19 protein-coding genes are annotated in these 19,734 nt (G+C 32.3%); 9 read left to right on the top strand and 10 right to left on the bottom strand.

Annotated elements, in window-relative coordinates:
• Positions 1 to 13 precede the first annotated feature (13 nt).
• The 10 genes from LX95_RS03980 to LX95_RS03935 form a co-directional block, all read right to left on the bottom strand.
• Positions 14 to 649: a response regulator transcription factor gene (locus tag LX95_RS03980; protein WP_111540148.1), complete on the bottom strand. Its 636-nt coding sequence runs from the start codon at positions 647 to 649 to the stop codon at positions 14 to 16.
• Entirely contained in the window at positions 646 to 2,622 is a 1,977-nt protein-coding gene (locus LX95_RS03975; protein ID WP_111540147.1) for an ATP-binding protein, read from the bottom strand. The genes LX95_RS03980 and LX95_RS03975 overlap by 4 nt, the downstream gene beginning before the upstream one ends.
• A 16-nt stretch (positions 2,623 to 2,638) precedes the next feature.
• Complete coding sequence (locus LX95_RS03970; RefSeq protein ID WP_146240734.1) at positions 2,639 to 4,897, bottom strand: tetratricopeptide repeat protein; 2,259 nt, start codon at positions 4,895 to 4,897, stop codon at positions 2,639 to 2,641.
• On the bottom strand, positions 4,897 to 5,553 hold the full coding sequence (locus tag LX95_RS03965; RefSeq protein ID WP_111540145.1) for a DUF1266 domain-containing protein: 657 nt from the start codon (positions 5,551 to 5,553) through the stop codon (positions 4,897 to 4,899). Before LX95_RS03965 ends, LX95_RS03970 begins: the two co-directional genes overlap by 1 nt.
• A gap of 3 nt (positions 5,554 to 5,556) precedes the next feature.
• Positions 5,557 to 8,043 carry a hypothetical protein gene (locus LX95_RS03960; protein WP_111540144.1) on the bottom strand — a complete coding sequence of 829 codons (2,487 nt, stop codon included), beginning with the start codon at positions 8,041 to 8,043 and terminating at the stop codon, positions 5,557 to 5,559.
• 45 nt (positions 8,044 to 8,088) lie between these two features.
• The gene (locus tag LX95_RS03955) at positions 8,089 to 9,141 is read right to left on the bottom strand and encodes an SMI1/KNR4 family protein (protein ID WP_111540143.1); all 1,053 of its coding nucleotides are present in this window, start codon (positions 9,139 to 9,141) and stop codon (positions 8,089 to 8,091) included.
• 89 nt (positions 9,142 to 9,230) lie between these two features.
• Positions 9,231 to 9,650, bottom strand: coding sequence for a hypothetical protein (locus tag LX95_RS03950; protein ID WP_111540142.1), 420 nt, complete (start codon positions 9,648 to 9,650; stop codon positions 9,231 to 9,233).
• Positions 9,651 to 9,705: 55 nt separating this feature from the next.
• Positions 9,706 to 10,839 carry an adenylosuccinate synthetase gene (locus tag LX95_RS03945; RefSeq protein ID WP_111540141.1) on the bottom strand — a complete coding sequence of 378 codons (1,134 nt, stop codon included), beginning with the start codon at positions 10,837 to 10,839 and terminating at the stop codon, positions 9,706 to 9,708.
• A complete protein-coding gene (locus tag LX95_RS03940) occupies positions 10,840 to 11,706 on the bottom strand; it encodes a hypothetical protein (protein ID WP_111540140.1) in 867 nt (288 codons plus the stop codon). It abuts the gene before it with no gap.
• A 2-nt stretch (positions 11,707 to 11,708) separates the two neighbouring features.
• Positions 11,709 to 12,059 (bottom strand): hypothetical protein, encoded by a 351-nt coding sequence (locus LX95_RS03935; RefSeq protein ID WP_111540139.1) that lies wholly within the window; start codon positions 12,057 to 12,059, stop codon positions 11,709 to 11,711.
• Positions 12,060 to 12,220: 161 nt separating this feature from the next.
• On the opposite strand from LX95_RS03935, the gene LX95_RS03930 reads away from it, so the two are divergent.
• From LX95_RS03930 to LX95_RS03890, 9 genes are all read left to right on the top strand, one after another.
• Positions 12,221 to 13,126, top strand: coding sequence for a DUF6892 domain-containing protein (locus LX95_RS03930; protein WP_111540138.1), 906 nt, complete (start codon positions 12,221 to 12,223; stop codon positions 13,124 to 13,126).
• Positions 13,127 to 13,288: 162 nt separating this feature from the next.
• Positions 13,289 to 13,936, top strand: coding sequence for a hypothetical protein (locus LX95_RS03925; protein WP_111540137.1), 648 nt, complete (start codon positions 13,289 to 13,291; stop codon positions 13,934 to 13,936).
• 54 nt (positions 13,937 to 13,990) lie between these two features.
• The gene (locus tag LX95_RS03920; RefSeq protein WP_111540136.1) at positions 13,991 to 15,247 is read left to right on the top strand and encodes a hypothetical protein; all 1,257 of its coding nucleotides are present in this window, start codon (positions 13,991 to 13,993) and stop codon (positions 15,245 to 15,247) included.
• Positions 15,248 to 15,416: 169 nt separating this feature from the next.
• On the top strand, positions 15,417 to 16,553 hold the full coding sequence (locus LX95_RS03915; RefSeq protein WP_111540135.1) for a hypothetical protein: 1,137 nt from the start codon (positions 15,417 to 15,419) through the stop codon (positions 16,551 to 16,553).
• Between the two features lie 92 nt (positions 16,554 to 16,645).
• Complete coding sequence (locus LX95_RS03910) at positions 16,646 to 17,395, top strand: DUF1963 domain-containing protein (protein WP_111540134.1); 750 nt, start codon at positions 16,646 to 16,648, stop codon at positions 17,393 to 17,395.
• 33 nt (positions 17,396 to 17,428) lie between these two features.
• Positions 17,429 to 17,854, top strand: a complete 426-nt coding sequence (locus tag LX95_RS03905; RefSeq protein WP_111540133.1) for a DUF2262 domain-containing protein — start codon at positions 17,429 to 17,431, stop codon at positions 17,852 to 17,854.
• Between the two features lie 11 nt (positions 17,855 to 17,865).
• Positions 17,866 to 18,573, top strand: coding sequence for a DUF1963 domain-containing protein (locus LX95_RS03900; protein ID WP_111540132.1), 708 nt, complete (start codon positions 17,866 to 17,868; stop codon positions 18,571 to 18,573).
• Positions 18,574 to 18,587: 14 nt separating this feature from the next.
• Complete coding sequence (locus LX95_RS03895) at positions 18,588 to 19,109, top strand: hypothetical protein (RefSeq protein WP_111540131.1); 522 nt, start codon at positions 18,588 to 18,590, stop codon at positions 19,107 to 19,109.
• A 14-nt stretch (positions 19,110 to 19,123) separates the two neighbouring features.
• Positions 19,124 to 19,729: an SMI1/KNR4 family protein gene (locus LX95_RS03890; RefSeq protein ID WP_111540130.1), complete on the top strand. Its 606-nt coding sequence runs from the start codon at positions 19,124 to 19,126 to the stop codon at positions 19,727 to 19,729.
• Positions 19,730 to 19,734 lie beyond the last annotated feature (5 nt).

The raw sequence follows: 19,734 nt of genomic DNA, 5'->3' as shown, positions 1-19,734 counted from the left end.
GTATTTTTTTATGTTAATCAAATAAACCTGATTCGATAGCAAATTTAACCGCTCCTGTGGTTGTTTTAGATCCAGTTTTTAAAAGAATATTTTTTCTATGCGTTTCTACTGTATTTACAGAAATAAATAATTTCTCAGAAATTTCTTTAGACGTTAATTCTTCTCCCAATAGAGATAATACTTCTTTTTCTCTTGGTGAAAGTTCTATGTTTTTATATTTTTTACGTTCAAAAATACTTTCCATATAACGTTGTTTAATTATTTCAGAAAAATATTGTTCATCATTTAAAACAGTTCTTACAGCTTTTTGCAATTCTTCTTTACTCGTGAACTTTGGTACAAAACCATCTGCGCCTTTTTGAATTACTTTATGCACCGTTCTATGATTATCTAGCATACTTAGCATAATAATTTTTACGTCACTATGTTTCTTTTTAATTTCTGTAAGCAATTCAATACCATCCATTTTTGGCATACTGATATCACTTATAATTAAATTAATATCAAATTGATTAAGTAGTCTAATCACTTGCTTCCCTTCTGTAGCTAGGTGAACTTCATTAATTTCTTCCATGTCGCTTAGAATGGTATTAATACCTTCAAGAAACATTAGGTGATCGTCTGCTATAACAATGTTTATCTTCTTCACAATTCTTTTTTTATAGGAATGTCTATCATAATAGATGTGCCATTTGCTGAAGCACTATCTATATCTAATGTTCCTTGCATTTTATGGAGTCTTTCTTTAATATTACGTAGGCCTATTCCTTGTTTTTTATTTTTTTGAAATCCTTTGCCATTATCATTAATCACCATATTTAAGTGATCTTCATGTTTAGTAAGTTGTACTTCTGCCTGAGTTGCCGCTGCGTGTTTAAGTATATTATTCACCAATTCCTGAACAATTCTGTAGGTATCTGCTAATAATGCTTCTGGTAAACTATCTATATCTTCTTCCGGAAAGAAGAAAGCTTTAATTTCTACTGTTGATTTTTCTGAAATCTGGTTAATAAAATCGTGTAGAAAACTAGTAAATCCTATTTTAGAAAACGGCAAAGGATGAAGCTGATGTGAAAGTCCGCGTACATCAATACAAGCATTGTTTATAGCTGATGCAATTCTTTTAGATTGTTGTTTTTCTTCGTGCTGCTCTGCATAATGCTCAAAGGCAATTTTTATACCTGCTAAATCACTCCCTATACCATCGTGTATTTCTCTTGCTAATCGAGACCTTTCTTCATCTTGGCCTTCTTGATAACGCTCTATAACAGATAATTTATGATCTTTTATCATCTGATTTATTTGCTGCTTAGCATTTTCTTCTTGTTGCAAACTCAATTCTTTTTGTGCTCTTAATCGCTGTACATAGAAAAATCTCAAAACAATTAGGGTTAATAATATTAGCACAAAACCAGCAATAAACGTATTTCTCACAATACGTTGTCTTTTTACAGTAAGCTCTGCTTTTTGCAACTCAGCTTCACTTAACTTTTGTTCTTTTTCTAAAAGTTTTATTCTAGTTTCTTTTAATTGAGTTTCATAGCGTTCTTGTATATTGGCTACATATTTCTCTTTATCTAGAGAATTTTGTTCTTCTATGGTTGTGATAGATTTTTCATAAAATTTTAAAGCATTTTTATAATTTCCTTCATCTTGGTAAAGCTGGGAAAGATTTTTATAGATGTTAGAATTATACATTAATAACGAGTGCTCCTCTCCTATTTCTAATGCTTGCTGAAAATAGTTGATTGCTTTTTGTGTATGTCCCAATTTACTCTCGCATAATCCCAAGTCGTTTAGGACAATTGCTATATCTGAATTAAACTGAAGCTCTTTCAAAAGAATCAATGTTTTTTCTAATGAAATTACCGCCTCAGCACAACGTTCTTCTTCCACCAGCATTTGTGAAAGATTAATGTTTACATAGGCGATAACCGCTTTATTACCTTCTCTTTCTCTATAACCTAAAACGGTTTGGTAATGTTTTCTAGCTTGATCAAACTTACCTTCTTCTTTTAAAATATTAGCAAAATTAAAGAGTGTGGTAAGTACACCATCATCATCACCTAGTTCTCGATAAAGATTGGCTGCGCGATCTAAATTTTCTGCAGATTTTTTATATTCATTCTGAAGTAAATATAGTGTAGCTATATTTTGATATGCATTAGCTTCTTGTACCCTATTCTCTGTTTGTTTTGAATAATTTAAACATTCTACAAAGCTATCCATAGACTTTGGATATTCTCCTAAGTTTTTATAACCTGTGCCTAAAATATTATAACAGGCTGCTAAACCTTTTTCAACTTGGAGAGATTTAAGTAAAGTAATTGCATCATGGGAGTACTTAATTGTGCTTTTATAATCTCCCGATATATTCCCAAGATGACCTAAAGCATAAAGTGCTCTAGCCACCTGTAGGTCCATTTCTAATTTTTTACTTTCACTAAGCCATTGTAAAGCTGCCTCTTTTGCTAGTTGCGGATTTTCATATACATTTTTGTTATAGACTATAGAAAGAGAATCTATTAAAGGAGTATTTTGCGATGTTTGTGCAATAGCTACATCTTGTAATCCTAAAAAAAGGAATACTATTAAAATAATATGTTTTCTAAATAGCTTCATTAAAGAAAAGACAAACTTAATCTCTTTGATTGAAATAGTCAGTTCTTATTTTAGATTTCATTTCTTTTAACATTTGTAATTCTCCATTTTCAAATTCAATATCTAGCTTAGAAATGCTTTCTAGTAAATTATGCTGAAGAAATAAATCTTCTTTATAATGTGTTTGTGCTATTTCTAAATGATCTAATAAGGCCATTTCAGACGGATTATCCTTACTTAAATACATTGCGTTGTATTTGGTGTAATCTTCTACATTTCCTAAATCTTTCATCGTGTCTTTTGCGGTTTTTAACATCTTATGAAACTCATTTTTTTCAAAATTAAAAAAGGTATATTCCGTATAACGTTGTAACAAATCGTTGTGCGCCACCAAACTCTCTTCGTAGCGTTTTTCTTGTTGTAAAGCAGAGGCATAAGCAAAATCTACTTTCCAATCTCTGGCTTCTGGAGCTTCTTTTTTTATAGTTTCACAGAGTTTTATTACTGCTATATTATCACTCCCTGAGCTTCCACATTCTAAAGCTAATTTTAAATAATATGCTTTGTTAGTCGATAATTCTGCAGCTTGTTGTAAAGAGTTTGCTCCGCCCGTAAAGTCCATTAACATCCATTGAATAAATCCGTTGTTTCGGTATTGGGCAAATGTCATTGGGTTATCTATTAAATCCTCTGCTGTAGCTTCGCCTAATTCTTCTGGATTTTCTAAAAAAGTTTGATAACAAATCCATTGAAAAACTGGTTTTAACTCTTGCGGTAATTCCCCTTGCTCAAAATTATATATAGCGTATTTATAGCATTCTTCATAATCTCCCATTTCTACAAGCGTCTCAATGCACATATTCATTGTGCTAAAATAATCAGAATCACCATCTACATAAAAGTTGATTTCTGATTGCATATCTTCAAAAAACGCCGTGTAGTTATGATTTATTTTATGAATCACCATTCGTAAATTATACAACCAAGGCGCATATGAATGTTGTGGTAATGGATAATCTGAAAGTGATTCATTAATTATAACCAAAGCTTCATCATAACGACCTAACTTAACTAATGCTCTCGCCTGAAAAAATAACGTTTTTAACGTTGGTGTTTGTCGTCTATGAAATTGTGTAACAATATTTAAAATACCTTGCCAACTTTCTATTCTACTGTTAACGGTTAGTAAATTAAACAGATACTCACTCATTCTAAGTCCGTTTTTAAAGGCCTCGTGATAAGCCGCACCAGTCTCGTTATAATTTTCTTCTGATAAAAAAGATTGCGCTTTTAATACCAATAGCAACGGATTTTTAGGATTTAGAGCCAGTCCGCGTTGTACACAAAGGTCTATAGTTGTTTTGTTTTTAGAGTAATAATAAGATGAATTTCCTAATAACAAATATTGATGCTGTGCTAATTGCCAACCAGAATTAACAAGCGCCTCCATATACTTTTCATATTCTGAAAAATTGGTATAGTTTTCTTCTGGAAAAACAGGTTCTGCTGGAGCACTTATTAGCTGAGAGACCATATCGTACATCATAAATGATTTGGCATAATCTGCAAGTAAAATGCGAGTAGTATGACTTAATTCTAGATGTCTCCATTCGGCAATCCATCGTTTTTTATTTTCAGAAGCCTTATTTTCCCATAAAGCCACCTGAATTCCTGCTAGATTCTGACTCGCTTGGTCTAAACGCTCATCAATTTCTAAACCTTTTAAAATACTAGTGTTATGGGTTTCTGAAGCTAGTTCTAATAATTGATTAGCATCTACTTCATCGTCAGAATGACATAGATTTTCTAGATGTGCTGCTTCAATCTCCCAAAGTAAGAAACGAGTTTCGGTAAGCGCAGGATAACATTCCAACATATATTTTAAGGTCAATATAGCCTCATCATATCGTTGTTCCTCCTTTAATTTTAGCGCATAAAGTAAATGTAAAGTATCGTTATATGGATTGGTCATTAAGGCCGTGGTGTATACCCATTCATTACATTCTTTATAAAAACTACAAATGTATTCGTAATCTGATGGAAGCTCTTGTCCAATACTAATTAAAGCTTGCAGATAGGATTCCATAGCTTTCATATTAAGCTCTTCAAAAGCACTAATATATAGCATATAAATGCGGTAATATCTTGCATTTATGGCTGGATATTTATCGGATAGCATTTCAATGCTTTCTTGTAAATTACTAAGAAGCGTTCCTAAAGGTTCGTATAGATTGGCCTTGTAAAGTTCTTCGGCACGCTCTAATTTTTTGTTAAGGTTTATTATCTCTTTACTCATTATTTCCATTCTTTAAACCAGTCGGCGTGTTGTATATGTAAGCGTTGGTAGCATTCCCAAAGGGTTTCTGTTCCTGGAAATTTACTAACATCTTGTTCAGTTGCTCCTAAAACATACTCACCTCCTAAACAGACATTACGATGAAATTCTCCCCAATTAGAAAAGTTAGATTTTATAATATGGTTAGCTTCTTCTAGGCGCAAAATTATTTCATCGGTTTGTATTAAACCTAAAACGTGTCCTAGACGCATTTGAAAAACATAATACGCCATTTCGTATCCAATAAGCTTTTGAGTTTTGAGTATAAAACGGTATTTCCAAACCATTTTATAAATTGCTTTTGTTCTCGGGTTTTGTTCTGCATTGTATTTAGCATCAAAATCGGTTGTGGTCATCATCCTAAATTCTAAAGCTAGTTTATCAAAATTATGAGAGACCATTTGTCCGGTTTCGTAACGCTGCAAACTATTGCGTAAATGCAAACCAGACTTTATTCCGAATACATTTAAAAGACGTTTAGCTTGTTTAACATCCATTTCATTTTCTAAATCAAACCCAGACCAAGTTGTTAATTCGGCTTTTTTATAATTCTTCTTTAATATCAAGGCCGATAAATTTAATTGGTCTTGTATTTGGGGGGTAATTTCGTGTGTCATTTTCTAAGCATTTAAACCGTTTACCACTTCTAATAAGGCGGTTGTTAAATCTTCTGAATAGGCTCCAGATTTTGCCATTGCTTGTAATCCCATTGCGTAAGATGCTGCCATTTTTGAGCCTTTTACCAAATGCGTAAATAAGCTTCTGCATAGGTTTCCGTAGGTCTCTTTATCGGTTCCTGGGGCTAAATTGGTGTCCAGTAAGGTCATATACAGCGCCTGACTAAAACGGGCATCAAGTCCTGTTTCATCGTTAGCCAACCAAAGTTTAAAATCGTCTTTTCTTTCTTCTAAAACTTCTAAAAGTTTAACGTCGCAAATACCAACATCCTTGTACTGTTCTAGGTTTTGAAGAATCGTTTCTACGTAATTCTGATTAATTTCTACAAACTCAATTTCTATGTTAGAAGTTTGTAATTGCTCTATAACAGTGCTAATTTCTTGTTGTGGTTCACTTTCAAAATGGAAATCGTAAAAGGCATCAATGATCGTAACTAATTTAGGTTGCTGGTTAAAATTAGCAACGTCATTTTTATTGTAATCCTTTAAATATCCTACGGTGTTTTTGTGGAGTTTATTTTCGCCTAATTCTGTTAGAAAATCAATCAAAAACATTTCAATTTGTTCAGAAATACGACCTAAAACGTTATTTTCAGCCTGTTTTAGTTTAGATTTTCTATGAAAAGTTATTATTCTATTTAATGCACGGTCTAAAAAGAAACTAATATCATTTTCATAGGTATTAAAATAAGTAGCCATTCTACAACCTTGGGTGTTTAAAACCGTTTCTACCCAAATGGCTTCTTCCGTAAAGCTGTAATAATAATCGGCTAAATAATTAAACCAAGCCTGAACAAGATGAAGCGTTAACGGATGGTCTTCATTTATATAATGAGCGCGTGCAAAATCGTTACAAGATTTGATTACACAAGTATCAATATCTTTTAAAGCCCAAATTTCATTAACACGGGTAAAATTGCCAGATTCTACACATAAATTGGCTAAGGCATCAACAATTAGTGGTAAATTTTGTGTTCTAACTGTGTCTTCAACAGTTCGTGAAGTATAGGCTAGTTCTAATAAATATAACTGTAAACTATTTTGTTGTTCTGGGGTGTAAAGTTCTAGTAATGCTTCTCCTGCATCGTAAAATGTGCGAACTAAAAATTGATTTAACGGATTCGAAATGCCTTCTTTTATAAAACCTTGAAGCCACGCATCTAGGTTGTCTTTAACTTGAAACACTTCACGAATTAGAAATGCACCTGTCACTTCAAAATCGGCATCACCAAAACGCATTTGTGGCAATTTTCCGTTGCGTCCTTCAATAAGTAAATTGGTAAAAATAGTGTTGAAAGTTTCAGTCTGAGATTTAATTCCTGTTTTAGGATGACATTTATTAAACCAAAACGGAATTAATTGTGCGGGAAGCACTTCAGCTGCATTTTCAGTAAGAATTTGTTTTCCATAGTCTTTAAAAGCTTCGGTTTGAAAATTACTTCCGCCATCGGCATTCAGCCACGCTATAAATCTTAAATGACTTTTTTCTAACTGAATTTGCGGGATATCTTTATCACGAAAATGAAATAATAACACATCGCCAGCATCCCAAACTTTATCACCTAAAGAAGCAATTAACGGATAAAAATCTTCAGAGGTTTTTAAATTTAATAATTCTGAACTTTTAGCTTCTACAAAAATGAAGCGCTCTTTTATTGCTTTATGCGCTTCAAAAATAAGTTCTACATTATTATCGTAATAGTCGGCTAAATCTTCAGAAAACCAAGGCAACATTAAATCGTAAGCGCCTTTGGCATACACACGACCTACGGGTAAAAGGAGATGGAATTCTGTGATGAATTTTCTCCAATTATTATCAAAAAAGTGTTGAATAAAATCGTTATCTATTTGAAATGGAAAGGTATTAACTGTTTTATCAGCATTGACAACGGTATAGGATTCGTTTAGAATTTGATGAATGATACAATGTTGAATTAAAAAATCTGAACTCAACACATCACGAATGTCAAAAATACGGTGGACTAAAAAGCGAGCTATAGGAAATGAGGCTTCAGATTTACTTTGCATCAAAGCTTTCAGAACGTTAAAAATTTGTGTTTTTAGCGTTTCTGAAATCGCTTCAGATTGAAAATAACTCAAGCTAAAATATAAAAACGTCACAAGCTTGTCGGCACTTTTTTTATCAGGATAAAATCCGTTTTCTACTAACGGAAGCCAAGAAGCAACAAACTCTAAACCTTCTTGTTCGTTAGCGTAAATTTCTGGATGAAAATAGATGTGTTGTGCCAGTTGCTCAGTAAAATTTACTGTGGTATCTGTTGTGTCTAAACTTTTTTTAGTATTGCTATAAACATCGGTTTCTGTGGCGTCAATTAACTCTAAAACCTGAAGCAAAGCTGTAGTTTCTGTAGCCTGTAGAGACGTTGTTTTTATTTTTGGGATGATATGTGTTTTAAAAATCGCAGGCATTTGCTGTGTATTATCTAAATTATAGGTTGTGTGTTTTTGAAAGTTTTAAGCACTGTAAAACCATTCGTGGTCTTCAATTTCACCTTCGTTACCCTTTAAACTATTTAAGAAAGTAATAAGATCTTCTGCTTCGATATATCCAATTTCTTGATCGGCACCAAAGCGAATAATTTGTCCGGCTTTACCTTTAGTATTCGGTGCAAAATCGAAGGCTAAAAAATTACCATTTTGTAAATCGAAAAAAGGAATCCAATACGGTGTGGTATACATTAAAAGTGCTTTACCCTCGTTGGTAGAATAGGTATCTAACAACTCTTCTTGCGTCCAATCATCATAAATTTCTTTCCACTGTTTCCATTCGTTATAAATATCTTCTGCACCCATAATAGCACAGCGGTTTATGCCATTATGCAAGCTTAAATATTCTTTAATAAGTTGCGGAAAAGGATAACCAGATTCTGCTTCAAACTTTGCATAAATAGCGTCGTTGTTATTAGGTGGATTAATGCTTAATCGCTTTTCGGTCACTAAAGTCATAAATGTTTGCACCAAGTCTTTCATATCTATTTTAGCTTCCAATTGAATAAAAGGATTTAAGAAATCTGATTTTTCTTTGGCCAATTGTTCGGCTATAAATTGATTTGGGATAAAATGATCTATAAAAGCACCTGTTTCTTCTTGAAAAGTGATGTTTTTTAAATTACTCACGGGTTGTGAGCTATAGCTATTCTGTTGAAATGAATACACAGAAGATTTTAGCGGTTTTTCACCATCATCATCTATAATAATGTCGTACCATTCATTAAAGAGCGGTGTTTTTTCTATTTCGAAGGCGTAAACAATTTTACCTTCAAGATAAGCAACACCATAAAATTGGTGAATATTACTGTGATCTGGAGTAATAAATAAGAGTTTAAAAACGGATTTCCCAGAATGTTTTTCAACAGCTTCTAAAAGGGCATCTCTAAATGTAAAACAATTGCTATAATGAAAAGGATCTTCAAGTACAGGAAGGGTTTTAATTTGAAGGGTTTCAAAATTAAAATCATTCCATTTTAAGGCTTTAAAGTCTTTAGAATAGGCTAAACTATGCTTCATTTTCTCTTATTTTTAATAATGCTAAGGTACTTTGGAATATTAAAATTTTCATCACTGAAACTAGTGATTTTGTAAAAGAAGTTCCCTGTTTAATTGCTAATCTTGCTTTTTAAAGTGCTTTCTAATAACGGAAATTGCTTAGGTTCAATCTGACTAACAAGGAATCTAATCTTTTTTTCTTTTTTATCTGAATTCTCATACGTAATCAGGATGACTTTTTTTTCAACCGCAAAAGATTTAAGTGCGTTATAAGGCACCGTTATTTTGCCTATAACTCCTGGTTGAAACACAAAATGAGTCTCAAAAAAATTGAAAACTTTAAGCTTTTTATTAAAAACATAGAGACCAAAGAATATGATAGCAGCGCCTAAAGGAATCACTGATTCTATAGATATGTCTTGTAGGGAAATTAGGCAAAGCCCTATCATAAATAGAGCAAAAACTAAAGGTTTATATTTTGCTTTGGAACTTAATTCAATGCCAGATTTTGTGTGTGATTTAGTCATCATAAATTTTAGTGATTTTTTTTATAATTTTAAAGTCGAGTTGAATTCCTTCAAAATCTTATTTTGAAATTTCTTTAATACATTCTCGTCTTGGTCCGTAACTTCCGTAAACCGTCTGAAATTTCACATTTAATGTTTGAAGCAGAAGCTCGTAATTAAAACTAGGTAATTGATCGAGGCAAGTTAACATTAAATGTTTTTTCACTTTTAAATTTTGATGATGAATAGCATCGCAGCTTAAGGCATAATTGAGCAATTCAGGCGCTAAAGCTTGAGTTCTAAATTCACCCTGAAACTCGTTAGTGACATTCGCTTCATTTTCATTATGCTGAAGTGTTACAGCTTCCGTTTCAGCCATTGGTCCGTTACCGTGACGCGTTTGATAACAACGCGATACGTAATAAATATTTATTTCCACATCATTGCCTATATGTGATTTTATAAGCTGAAGGGCGTTTTTAGAAGTGGTGTAACTCCAAGTGGTATGCGGATGAAACCCGTGTTGGGTATCGAGTAAAATACCTTGGCTACCTTCAAAAATAAAATGCTTATAACTAGTAGCTAATTCTGAAAGTGTTCTTATATCATAAAACGTCTCAATAGATTTACAACTATCTATAAAATAAGTTTCGTTGTAATCTTTTAGTTCGTTGTTGTAATAATCTTGAACCGATTTTGGCTGATGCGCGATTTTAGTTTCATAATAAGTTTTTATACTCTGTAAGCGCTGTTTTAAAACCCATTGAAATTGTAAGTCATTGGCATAAAGGTAAACTTCAGCTTTATTTCTGGCGATGGTAGTTCCAAAACCTAAACCGCAAGAGCCGTGTTGCTGTTGTTTTTCTATCGCTCGGTTAAAAGCAATATCATAAAACGTGGTAATCATTGCTAGCGGATGAAAATACAGTTTTGGCTGATAATTTTTCAAGAAATGACCTTCATCTAAAATAGCTGGTGGAAAAAGTGTGGTGTATTCAGAATAATAGGTTGGTACGTTCAAAAAGGTTCCTGAACCAAAATTGCTAAACGTGTGTGAAAGCATTTTTGTACTTACGGTGTGCCCAATTTGATGTCCGCCAGAAAACCGGACCACTAGACTTTCTTCAGGGTTTTGCGATGCCAGAAAATCGGTTGTTAATCCTTTTCCGGCATCGCCAAATCCTAAATCTATAACAAGACTACATTTTGTCATTTAAAGCATATTTTCTACGTCTATATCTACACTTGAAGAGGTAGAACTTTTAGCAGATGTAGGGCTTGGATTATGATTTTGAATCACAACTTCAGCAATACGCTTAGCAACAGTTTTATAGTCTGGAATCTCCATAAAATGATCACCTAAAAGCGTTTTCCAATTGCCTTTACGACTTTCTTGTTTAGACCACTCATTGTGTTCTAAGTGCATATGAAATACATTGTATTTTTCTTTTGCTTCTTCAATAATAGCTTCCGTAGTAATAGTTTCAGCTTCATTGGTGCACGTGTATCTTTTAATAATTTCCGCAGGAATAGTAGGAAAAACAGGTTCGTCTCCAATGGTAAATAAAAAGCCTTTTTGTTTTCTCTTTTCCCAACAATCAATAGACGTATGACGCGCCGCAAATAAATGTGCCAAATTATAGCCTTCTTGATTGTTTCCGCCGCCACCGCCTTCTAAATAAACGCGCGTTAACCAACGGTCTAACAATTCTGCAGAAGATTCAAATTGCCCCACTTGCAAAGGTGCGTGATCATAAATAAAATCACCAATCCCTAAAAACAAGACTTGCGGATCTTCAATACCAGCCTCCATTAAAGAACCTATAAGGTCTGGTAAAGCTTCTTTTACAATATGTTCTGGTACAAAACCCATACTTCCTGTAACATCTAAAGCTACAATAATAGAAACGGTTTCAGGGTGTTCTTCAGAATCGCGTGATTCTCTTACAAGAACTTTAACCGGATCCATTTCTGGGTCTATTGCTCTAGAAGTAAAAATCTCTTCTCTAGATTTATTACTGTAATCTTTTGTTTTTCTTAATCGTGCGTAAGCATCTTGGCTAAATCTTCCTCCTCCCATAATTATAGTTCGTTTATTGTGCCACCAAATAAGTGTGTATAACGCTTTTTGGCTAATTCTAATTTAATTTCTAAGTTTCTTATTTTAACTGACATTTCTAAGTCTTTTGCTACATAATCTTTTGCATCAAAATCTGAGGCCAACACTAAGCTATTAGCATCTGTAGGACTCATATCTAGCATATTTTCTTGCTCGCGTCTTAGACGTTTTAAAGACAAGGCTAAATCTTCAGTTTCACGTTTGTACATTAATTGTGCATCTTCTGCAATAGCACTTGCACGATCGTCTCTTATTTTTTCATTGTTGCGTTTTAGAGATTCTAAAAACGCCGCTTTATTAACTTGATCTTCCATAAAAAAGGTTTTCTACAAAATTAAATTTAGTCAGTGATTATTTTATCCCTGATAACAGTGATATTAATTTATGATTAATACTTCCGAAGAAAAAATCACGGAATACAGGCATTAGTGATTTAAATAACCAACTTACTTTTGGTACTCTTAAAAATAGATTTATGATTGCATTGTTTTTATCATCAAAAGGATTTCAAATTAATTCAGAAAACATCACATTTCCAGTACCGTTAACACAATTAAAAGCATGTTTAAATGAAAATTATAGAACCGTAAAAAGGAAAAGTAATACCGTTTTTACTTGGGACGATTTAGGTATTTTAGCCTATTCTAAAAACGGAGAGGTCGTAGAGTCGATAACCGTAGCTTTAGAATTAGAAGAATATGAATTTAGTCCGAAGCAGATTTTTACTGGCATATTTCACTATAACAATCAAGACATTATTAGCTATTATAAATCTCATAAAAAAAATCTTGTAAAACTTTTTGAAGGTGATAGAAGTGGTGCATTGGTGGTCAATGATATTAGTGCTTGGTTCTCTGTGAGAAAAGAACAAATAGAAGCTATTGAAATTAGTGAATATACGCCTTATGAACGTGGTGCGGGCATTCCTAAGGATAAATACAGCATCACACCTTTAGATGAAGAAGGACTTACATTTACAGATTTCGGATTTAAATTATCTATAATTGAAGAGTTGATGTATATGAAAGGTTTAATAAAACCACAGTTTGACCTCCACGAATTTGCAAAATGGTACAGAGGAAGGGCAATAGATATTGATGAAGAAGGGTATGAACCCATTGCAGAAGTTACCCAATATTTTAAAGATTTACCCATACCAAAACGCTTAGCTACCGAAATTACTGATTTTTATCAAGACGGCGGAAACGATATTTATATGAATTTATGCCCATTTTCTGGCGGTGATGTGGAGTACTGGGATATTGAAACGGCCATAGATGCTAAGCAATTTCCTAACTTAAAAAAAGTAACGTTGTGCTATGCCAGCGAAAAAGCTTATAATGAGTTTGAGCAAATGGGGATTGAGGCAGAATGGTTATAATTTACTTGTGAGATTTTATAAAAGTACGCCAAATAGGCGTACTTTTTTTATGCAACACATTTAATATTATAGAAAATAAAATCTCGCTATATATAATTATCACTAATTTCAGTGATAGAGATAAGATGCTTAAGCCCTAATTTTGGTTTTAAAAACAAAACAATGGGATTAGCAATTACTAGCGGCATTTTAGCAGACTTTATAGAAAACGAACCTGAAGGTTACCAAGCTTATAAAGTAATTTTTGAGAACATCAATAACATCTTGGCTAAAAATAATATAGAGCCACACCAAGAACCAGAAACTTTAGATCGAGCACCTTTACATTCTGGAGGTTTTCCTTATGTATTTTTACATTTTTTGAAACGTTTTGCTGCACACGTATGGGAAAACAGAGATAATGAAAATTGGGATTGGACACCAACACCATTTCCTATAGACGATGAGCCTGGAAAAGATCCTATTTTAGAGGAACATTATTCTTACTTGTCTAGTCACCTTTTAACACACTCTGATGCGGAAGGTTTTTATCTTCCTGTGGAGTTACCGGAAGTGCTTTTTGATACTGACGAAAATCCTGTTCCTGGAGCAATGATTGGTTCTTCCTATGATTTATTAAGTGAGTTAAAAAGCTTAATCAAATTTTTGAATATTCAGTTAAACGAAGACGATATCATTTCTAATTTACCAGAAATTAATCAGAAAATACAAGACAAAGGTGATTTTTGGGTAGAGACCTTAGTTTGTGCTACACTTTTAGATGCTGCTAAATTTAGTATCCTTAATAAAACCGCAATCTTATTTCACTAAGAGTGCTTTTAAAATAATTCAACATTAGTTTCACTATTTCAATACCTATCACAAATGGAAATTACAAATAAAGATATTCAACAAATTAAAGATGAATGGAATAAACAAGGAAGTAAATATGCTTCTGATGTAAATGCTATGGTTGAATTTGGTGAAACTAAGGGTTGGGAAAATTGGAAAGGCGAAGAACCTAGAGATGGTAGAGGCCATTTAGCAGATACGCTTTTTCAACTTTTAAAAGACGCTAATAAAAATAATACTGTTTCTCAATTTAGAACAGATTTTCCGCCTGCGCACACGCCTTTAGTTCAGTTAATGAAAGAAAAAGGGCAAAGTATAATGCAGTTACAATTTATAAATGAACAGAAAATTGTTTTTGTAACAGGAGCGCCATACGAGCAAAGACAAGCTTATATCTTGGATAATAATGATATTTTAGAACTCGATACTTCTATTGCTGCTGTAGGGAAATCTAAACAAAATAATGTGTTTGCTATTGCTGCAAATAATATTATTAGTACTACTCAAGGTTGGGAAGGTGATATTATAGCAACGTTCCAATTAGATGAAACAAAGAATATTGGAATTACAGAATTGATCCCTTTTAACGACGGACTTAAAATTCTATTGGTATCATCAGATGGAATTTATGTTATCTCTAATACAGGGGAAAATATGATTCACCCATTACCAGATCCAGAAGATGACGAGTGGGAACCTTATATGGATATGGAAAATGCAACACTTTCTAACGACAATAAATACATTGTAGTTGGTGATCAATGTTATGACCATAGAGTTTTAGATAATAATGGTAAAGAAATTGCAGAAATAGGCACACAATCTTCTTATCCAGATTTTTGTTTGTTTTCTAAAGATGATAAACAGTTAATTACCAATTCGTGTCATTTTTATAACGGTATAACCATTGGTGTAGCAACTTCAGATTTTGAAAGTATAAATATTCCAGCTTATGAAGGTGGTGAAGATTGTATCACTATTGAAGATGGAATGCGAGTTTACTGTGGTGTTTCAACCTCAGAATTCTATATACTAGGAGACGCTTTTGGTTATATTAAAGCCGTAGATACCAAAGGAAACTGTATTTGGAAACACTTTTTAGGATCTACAATTACTGGTATTACTATTTCTGAAGATGAAAAAACCTTATGGATTGGTGCTGCTTCTGGAATGCTACATAAACTACAATTAAACCAAGGATTAAGAGATAACCACACCATTGGTACTGCTAACCATTATGAAGACTTCCGTATAATTTTTTGGAAAGAAGAACCTGTTTTAAAATGGTAAAACATCCTTTATAGAGACGTAATTCGTTTCACTTATATTTTAAAATAAGATATTATTTCCTGCTTGAGTTTTACACGTAGGCAAGCTTACTAGTGCTATAATATTTGATAAAATAATGCACTAAGTGGTAACTATTCTTATAAAAACATTCACTTAAAAAAAAATTAAATTGAAAAATCAATATTCTTATTTCGTATTATTATTAGTTATACTTTCTTCTTGTAGTAGTAAAACATATACGGCTTTATACCAAGAAAGTGACATTTCAGTTTCTAATCAAACTCCATATTATTTACCAAAAAACTTACTACAATTAGAGGTAATTTATACGTTGAATGAGCCAAGAGTAGAAAAAAATGGAATAGATTTACCACTAAACACTAGTAATACTAAAATTACTATTGAAGATCCTATACAAGTAACCAATCTGTTAGCGGCAGACACTTCTAGAAAATTTGTAATTACAGGAAAACAATTAACAAACTCGCAATTTATTAATGGTAATTCAGTGCAAAAAAATATGTACGAAGAAGAAACAACTACCATTACTATTCAAAATAACACTACTTCTACTCCATCTATAAACTTAACAGTTTCTAGTATAGAAGCTGAAGCTTATAAAAGCGTGTTAGAAATATTGAATAACATTTCTAAAATTAAAACCAAGAAAGATTTAGAGATGACGTATAATCTAGTTTCGTTTTATAAAGCGCAGTTTAAAACACTAAACAATGATTTTAAACCTTATATAAAAAAATCAAAAATAAAATACACGGTAGTTATTGATCCTGCAAAACTATATACCGAAGGGGGTAAATGGTCTAAATTGAAAGACAATCAACTTTATCATACTATATATCCATCTCATATATTTGAAGAGAATAGTATTCTTTTAGATACTATAAAATTAACTACACCTAAATTGCAAGAACTTAAAATCCCTACTTCTTCTAAAGAAGATCCAACAGAAGGTATTATTTGTCTTCAATCCTCCTCTACTCTATTAACTGCCAAAATTAATGATGTAAAACTAGATTCTAAAAAATTAAACATTGCTCAATACGGGTCTATAAGAAGAATTACTAAAGATGATTTAAAAGCTACTAACAAATCATTCCCTGTTTTATTCAAAATAAATAATACAGAAAGGATAATTAATGATATAGAAAATATAGAACCTATAGAATTTAACTCTTCTCAAACTACCACAGAATCTCAAATAGCAATTGAGAAAGCTTATAAAGAAAAGTTACAAAATATCAATTTACTTCTTGAAAAACTTAAAGAGCGTAAAGCCACATTATAAACTAATAGAATTTATAATATCACTGTAAACCGTTACTTAAAAACTTAAGTAAAGTTTCATCTTTGTAAAGAAACACGAGTAAAAAAATTCTTATGGATAAAGCTAAATTTGAAGAGATAGTTAAAATTGAAAAATACGATTTATATAAAAAAGAAGCGTACCTAAGGTCCATTATGTTGCCTTCTATTAAAATAGAACACGAAAACCGTAGCAAAGAAAATGTAGGTTTAAGTAAGCAAGGTGGTTTCCCAGAAGTACCTGAAGATTTTGAATGGCCTAAACACGAGTTTGGTGATTACCAGTTTGCGTTACAGATTAATTTAAGTGAAATTAAATTTGAAACGCCACTACCAAAAACAGGAATGTTGAGTTTTTTCATTGCTAATGATGATGATAAAAATGTGTTTTTTGGAGCAAAAGATTACGCTAAAATTTATTATTTTGAAGAAGGTACACCGTTAAAAACCTATGTAAACCCTAATTTAAATTACTTTAACATAGAATATTGCCTACGCATAGACTTACACGAAAATGTTGATATACCTTATAGAGAAGATTTATTTAAAGAAAAAGGATTAAATAAAAAACAGATGGATTATGTGTGTGATAAGATACCAGATATGGTAAGCAAAAAAACATATAGCTATTTATTTGGATATCCGTATTACAACACGTTAGGTTACGATCCTCGTAAAACAGATGAATGGGTGTCTTTACTTACATTACGTAATAATATCAGTTTTTCTTGGGACTGGGATTGGGATGAGTTTTTAATGTTTTTTATTGAAAAAGATAAACTTGCCAAAGGCGACTTCTCTAACATTAGAACCGATTTAGGATAATAGTACAGCGCTATTAATTAATAAAATACACTAATGAATATTACAAAAGATCAACTCAAAAAAGATCCAAGAAGTGAAGATTGTTATAGAACAACAATTGAATCAGATCAGAAAAAAATTAATGTCAGTCTAAATTTAGAAGACATTAGTTTAGAGGAAATGATTGCTTTAGGAAATTCATTTTTTGAAGATTTTGAGGATAAAAAGAACAAAGCCACAGATGAAATCGTAAGTGCGTTTTACGAAAATTATAATGAAAACTGGGCAGATGAAGATAATGGATATCCAGAGTTAAGCAAGCAAGAATTCAGAGAGAAGTTAACAATAACAGCTATTCATTTTTACGCAAAAGATTTAATAGACGTTGTTTATAATGAAGATGGTATGTTCGGGAATCATTATTTAATTGCACAATCTTACGATGGTAAAACTTTTGCCGATAGCACAATGTTTGGATAAAAAACACACAAATGACTGTAGAAGACCTAAAAAATAAAATATCTAAACCCATTACTAAATTTACCACAGGCGGCTTTAGACCAAAAAATACGATTGAAGAAAGTTGGATTGGTAAAGTCTTTGCTTATCACGAAAACGAAGACATTCCGTTAGATAAAAACGGAGATCAAATGCTTCCTCTGGCACAATTTTACTTACCTAATTTACCTTACCTACATCCAAATCTTAAAAACACGAAGCTTATCACGGTTTTTGTTTCCGCAGAATGGCCAGAATGTTTTGAGCCTATGGGAGATAATTGGGTAATACGTGAATATGAAAATCTAGACACTATTCAGATTAAGAATTTAGAAAACCCAAATTCATTTATAAATGCTTTTCCGTTACAAGCAGAATTAGATGAAAATGATTTCCCGTTATGGGATGGTGGCGGTTTGTCTATGGAAGATGAAAATGAAGTTTTAAGACTCGAAAATGAAGGCATTATTGAAGATTATTTTGATATTACCGATCATATTTACGATCATAAAATAGGTGGTTATCCCTCTTTTTGTCAATCTGGAATAGGCGACGCAGAAGGTTTTGGAGAAGGCTTTCAGTTTGTGTTTCAAATTGTATCAGATTATAAGGCAAATTTCAACGTAGTTGATGGAGGCAGTTTAATGTTCGCCAAAAATAACGACACCAACCAGTGGAGTTTGTATTACGATTTCTATTAATTGAAAATTATAAAATGGAAAACACAAAAATAGAACAAGCCTATCAAAATACGTTTTCGGGTTTAACAATGTATTATAGAGATTGTGAGCTTTCAGAAGATTTGGTTACGCGTTATAAAATAGATCAAATTATACAAGAGCGTGGTTTTACAGATGTTTCTAACCAAGCAGAAGGCTTAGCTAAAAATGTACGCTTTGCTATTGCATCTAATTCAGCTTCTAACTTAGGAGGTATAAATCCTGAAGTAGCTAAATATGGATTTCATTTAATTGCTTCTGGAGCCTATTTTAAAGTATTAGATATTTATAAAATTCAGCATAAAACACAGATTATGCTAATGCATTTTAATGAGGAATATTTAGAAATTTTCAACACTACTAAATCTAACATAGAAAACAAAATGGTTCTTGTAGGTAGAAAAAGTTTAGATACTAAAATAGAAATGCAACCTAATTCTATTTTAAATAATGAAGAATGGACAGCACGAACAGCACATCCTATCGGAATGTCTGAAACAGGTACGTTCTTTCTTTAAAACAATAAAACAGAATGAATAACATCGTAGATTCATACATTTCCGGATTAAAAAACGCTTATTATAACGTTAAAGGCAAAGAAATTTGGAATCATTTTGAGAGCGTAAAACACGGTGCATCTCAAGACCATATAGACGAGCTTAAAGCCGCTTGTCCTGAGATTCCTGAGGCATTAATTCATCTATTGCAGTATGTTGATGGTACGTATTGGAGAACGTATGGCGATGAAGATATTGCGTTTACTTTATTGGGTTCAGATCTAGTTAAACGTGATTATTATTTATTGTCGTCTCAACAAATCTTAGAAAATCAAGGTGATGCACCTTATAATTTTCAAGATTATTTAGATGGAGAATATGATGGTGTAGACATCGATGAAAAACTCTTAAAACACGCAAAAGATCTTGATTGGCTTCATTTTGCAAATTGCACAAATAACGGCGGAACCTCCCAGCTTTACATAGATTATAGTCCTTCTGATAAAGGAAAAATAGGCCAAATCGTGAGGTATCTTCACGATCCTAACGAGTTTGAAGTGATTGCAGATAGCTTTGAAGCCTATTTACAAATACTAATCGATAATAAATTTTCTTTTATACGAGAAGGTTATTTAGAATAGAATAA

This window comes from Mesonia algae (genome assembly GCF_003253545.1).
In the GTDB taxonomy this organism is placed as follows: domain Bacteria; phylum Bacteroidota; class Bacteroidia; order Flavobacteriales; family Flavobacteriaceae; genus Mesonia; species Mesonia algae.
This window is presented reverse-complemented; position numbering and strand designations above follow the sequence as displayed.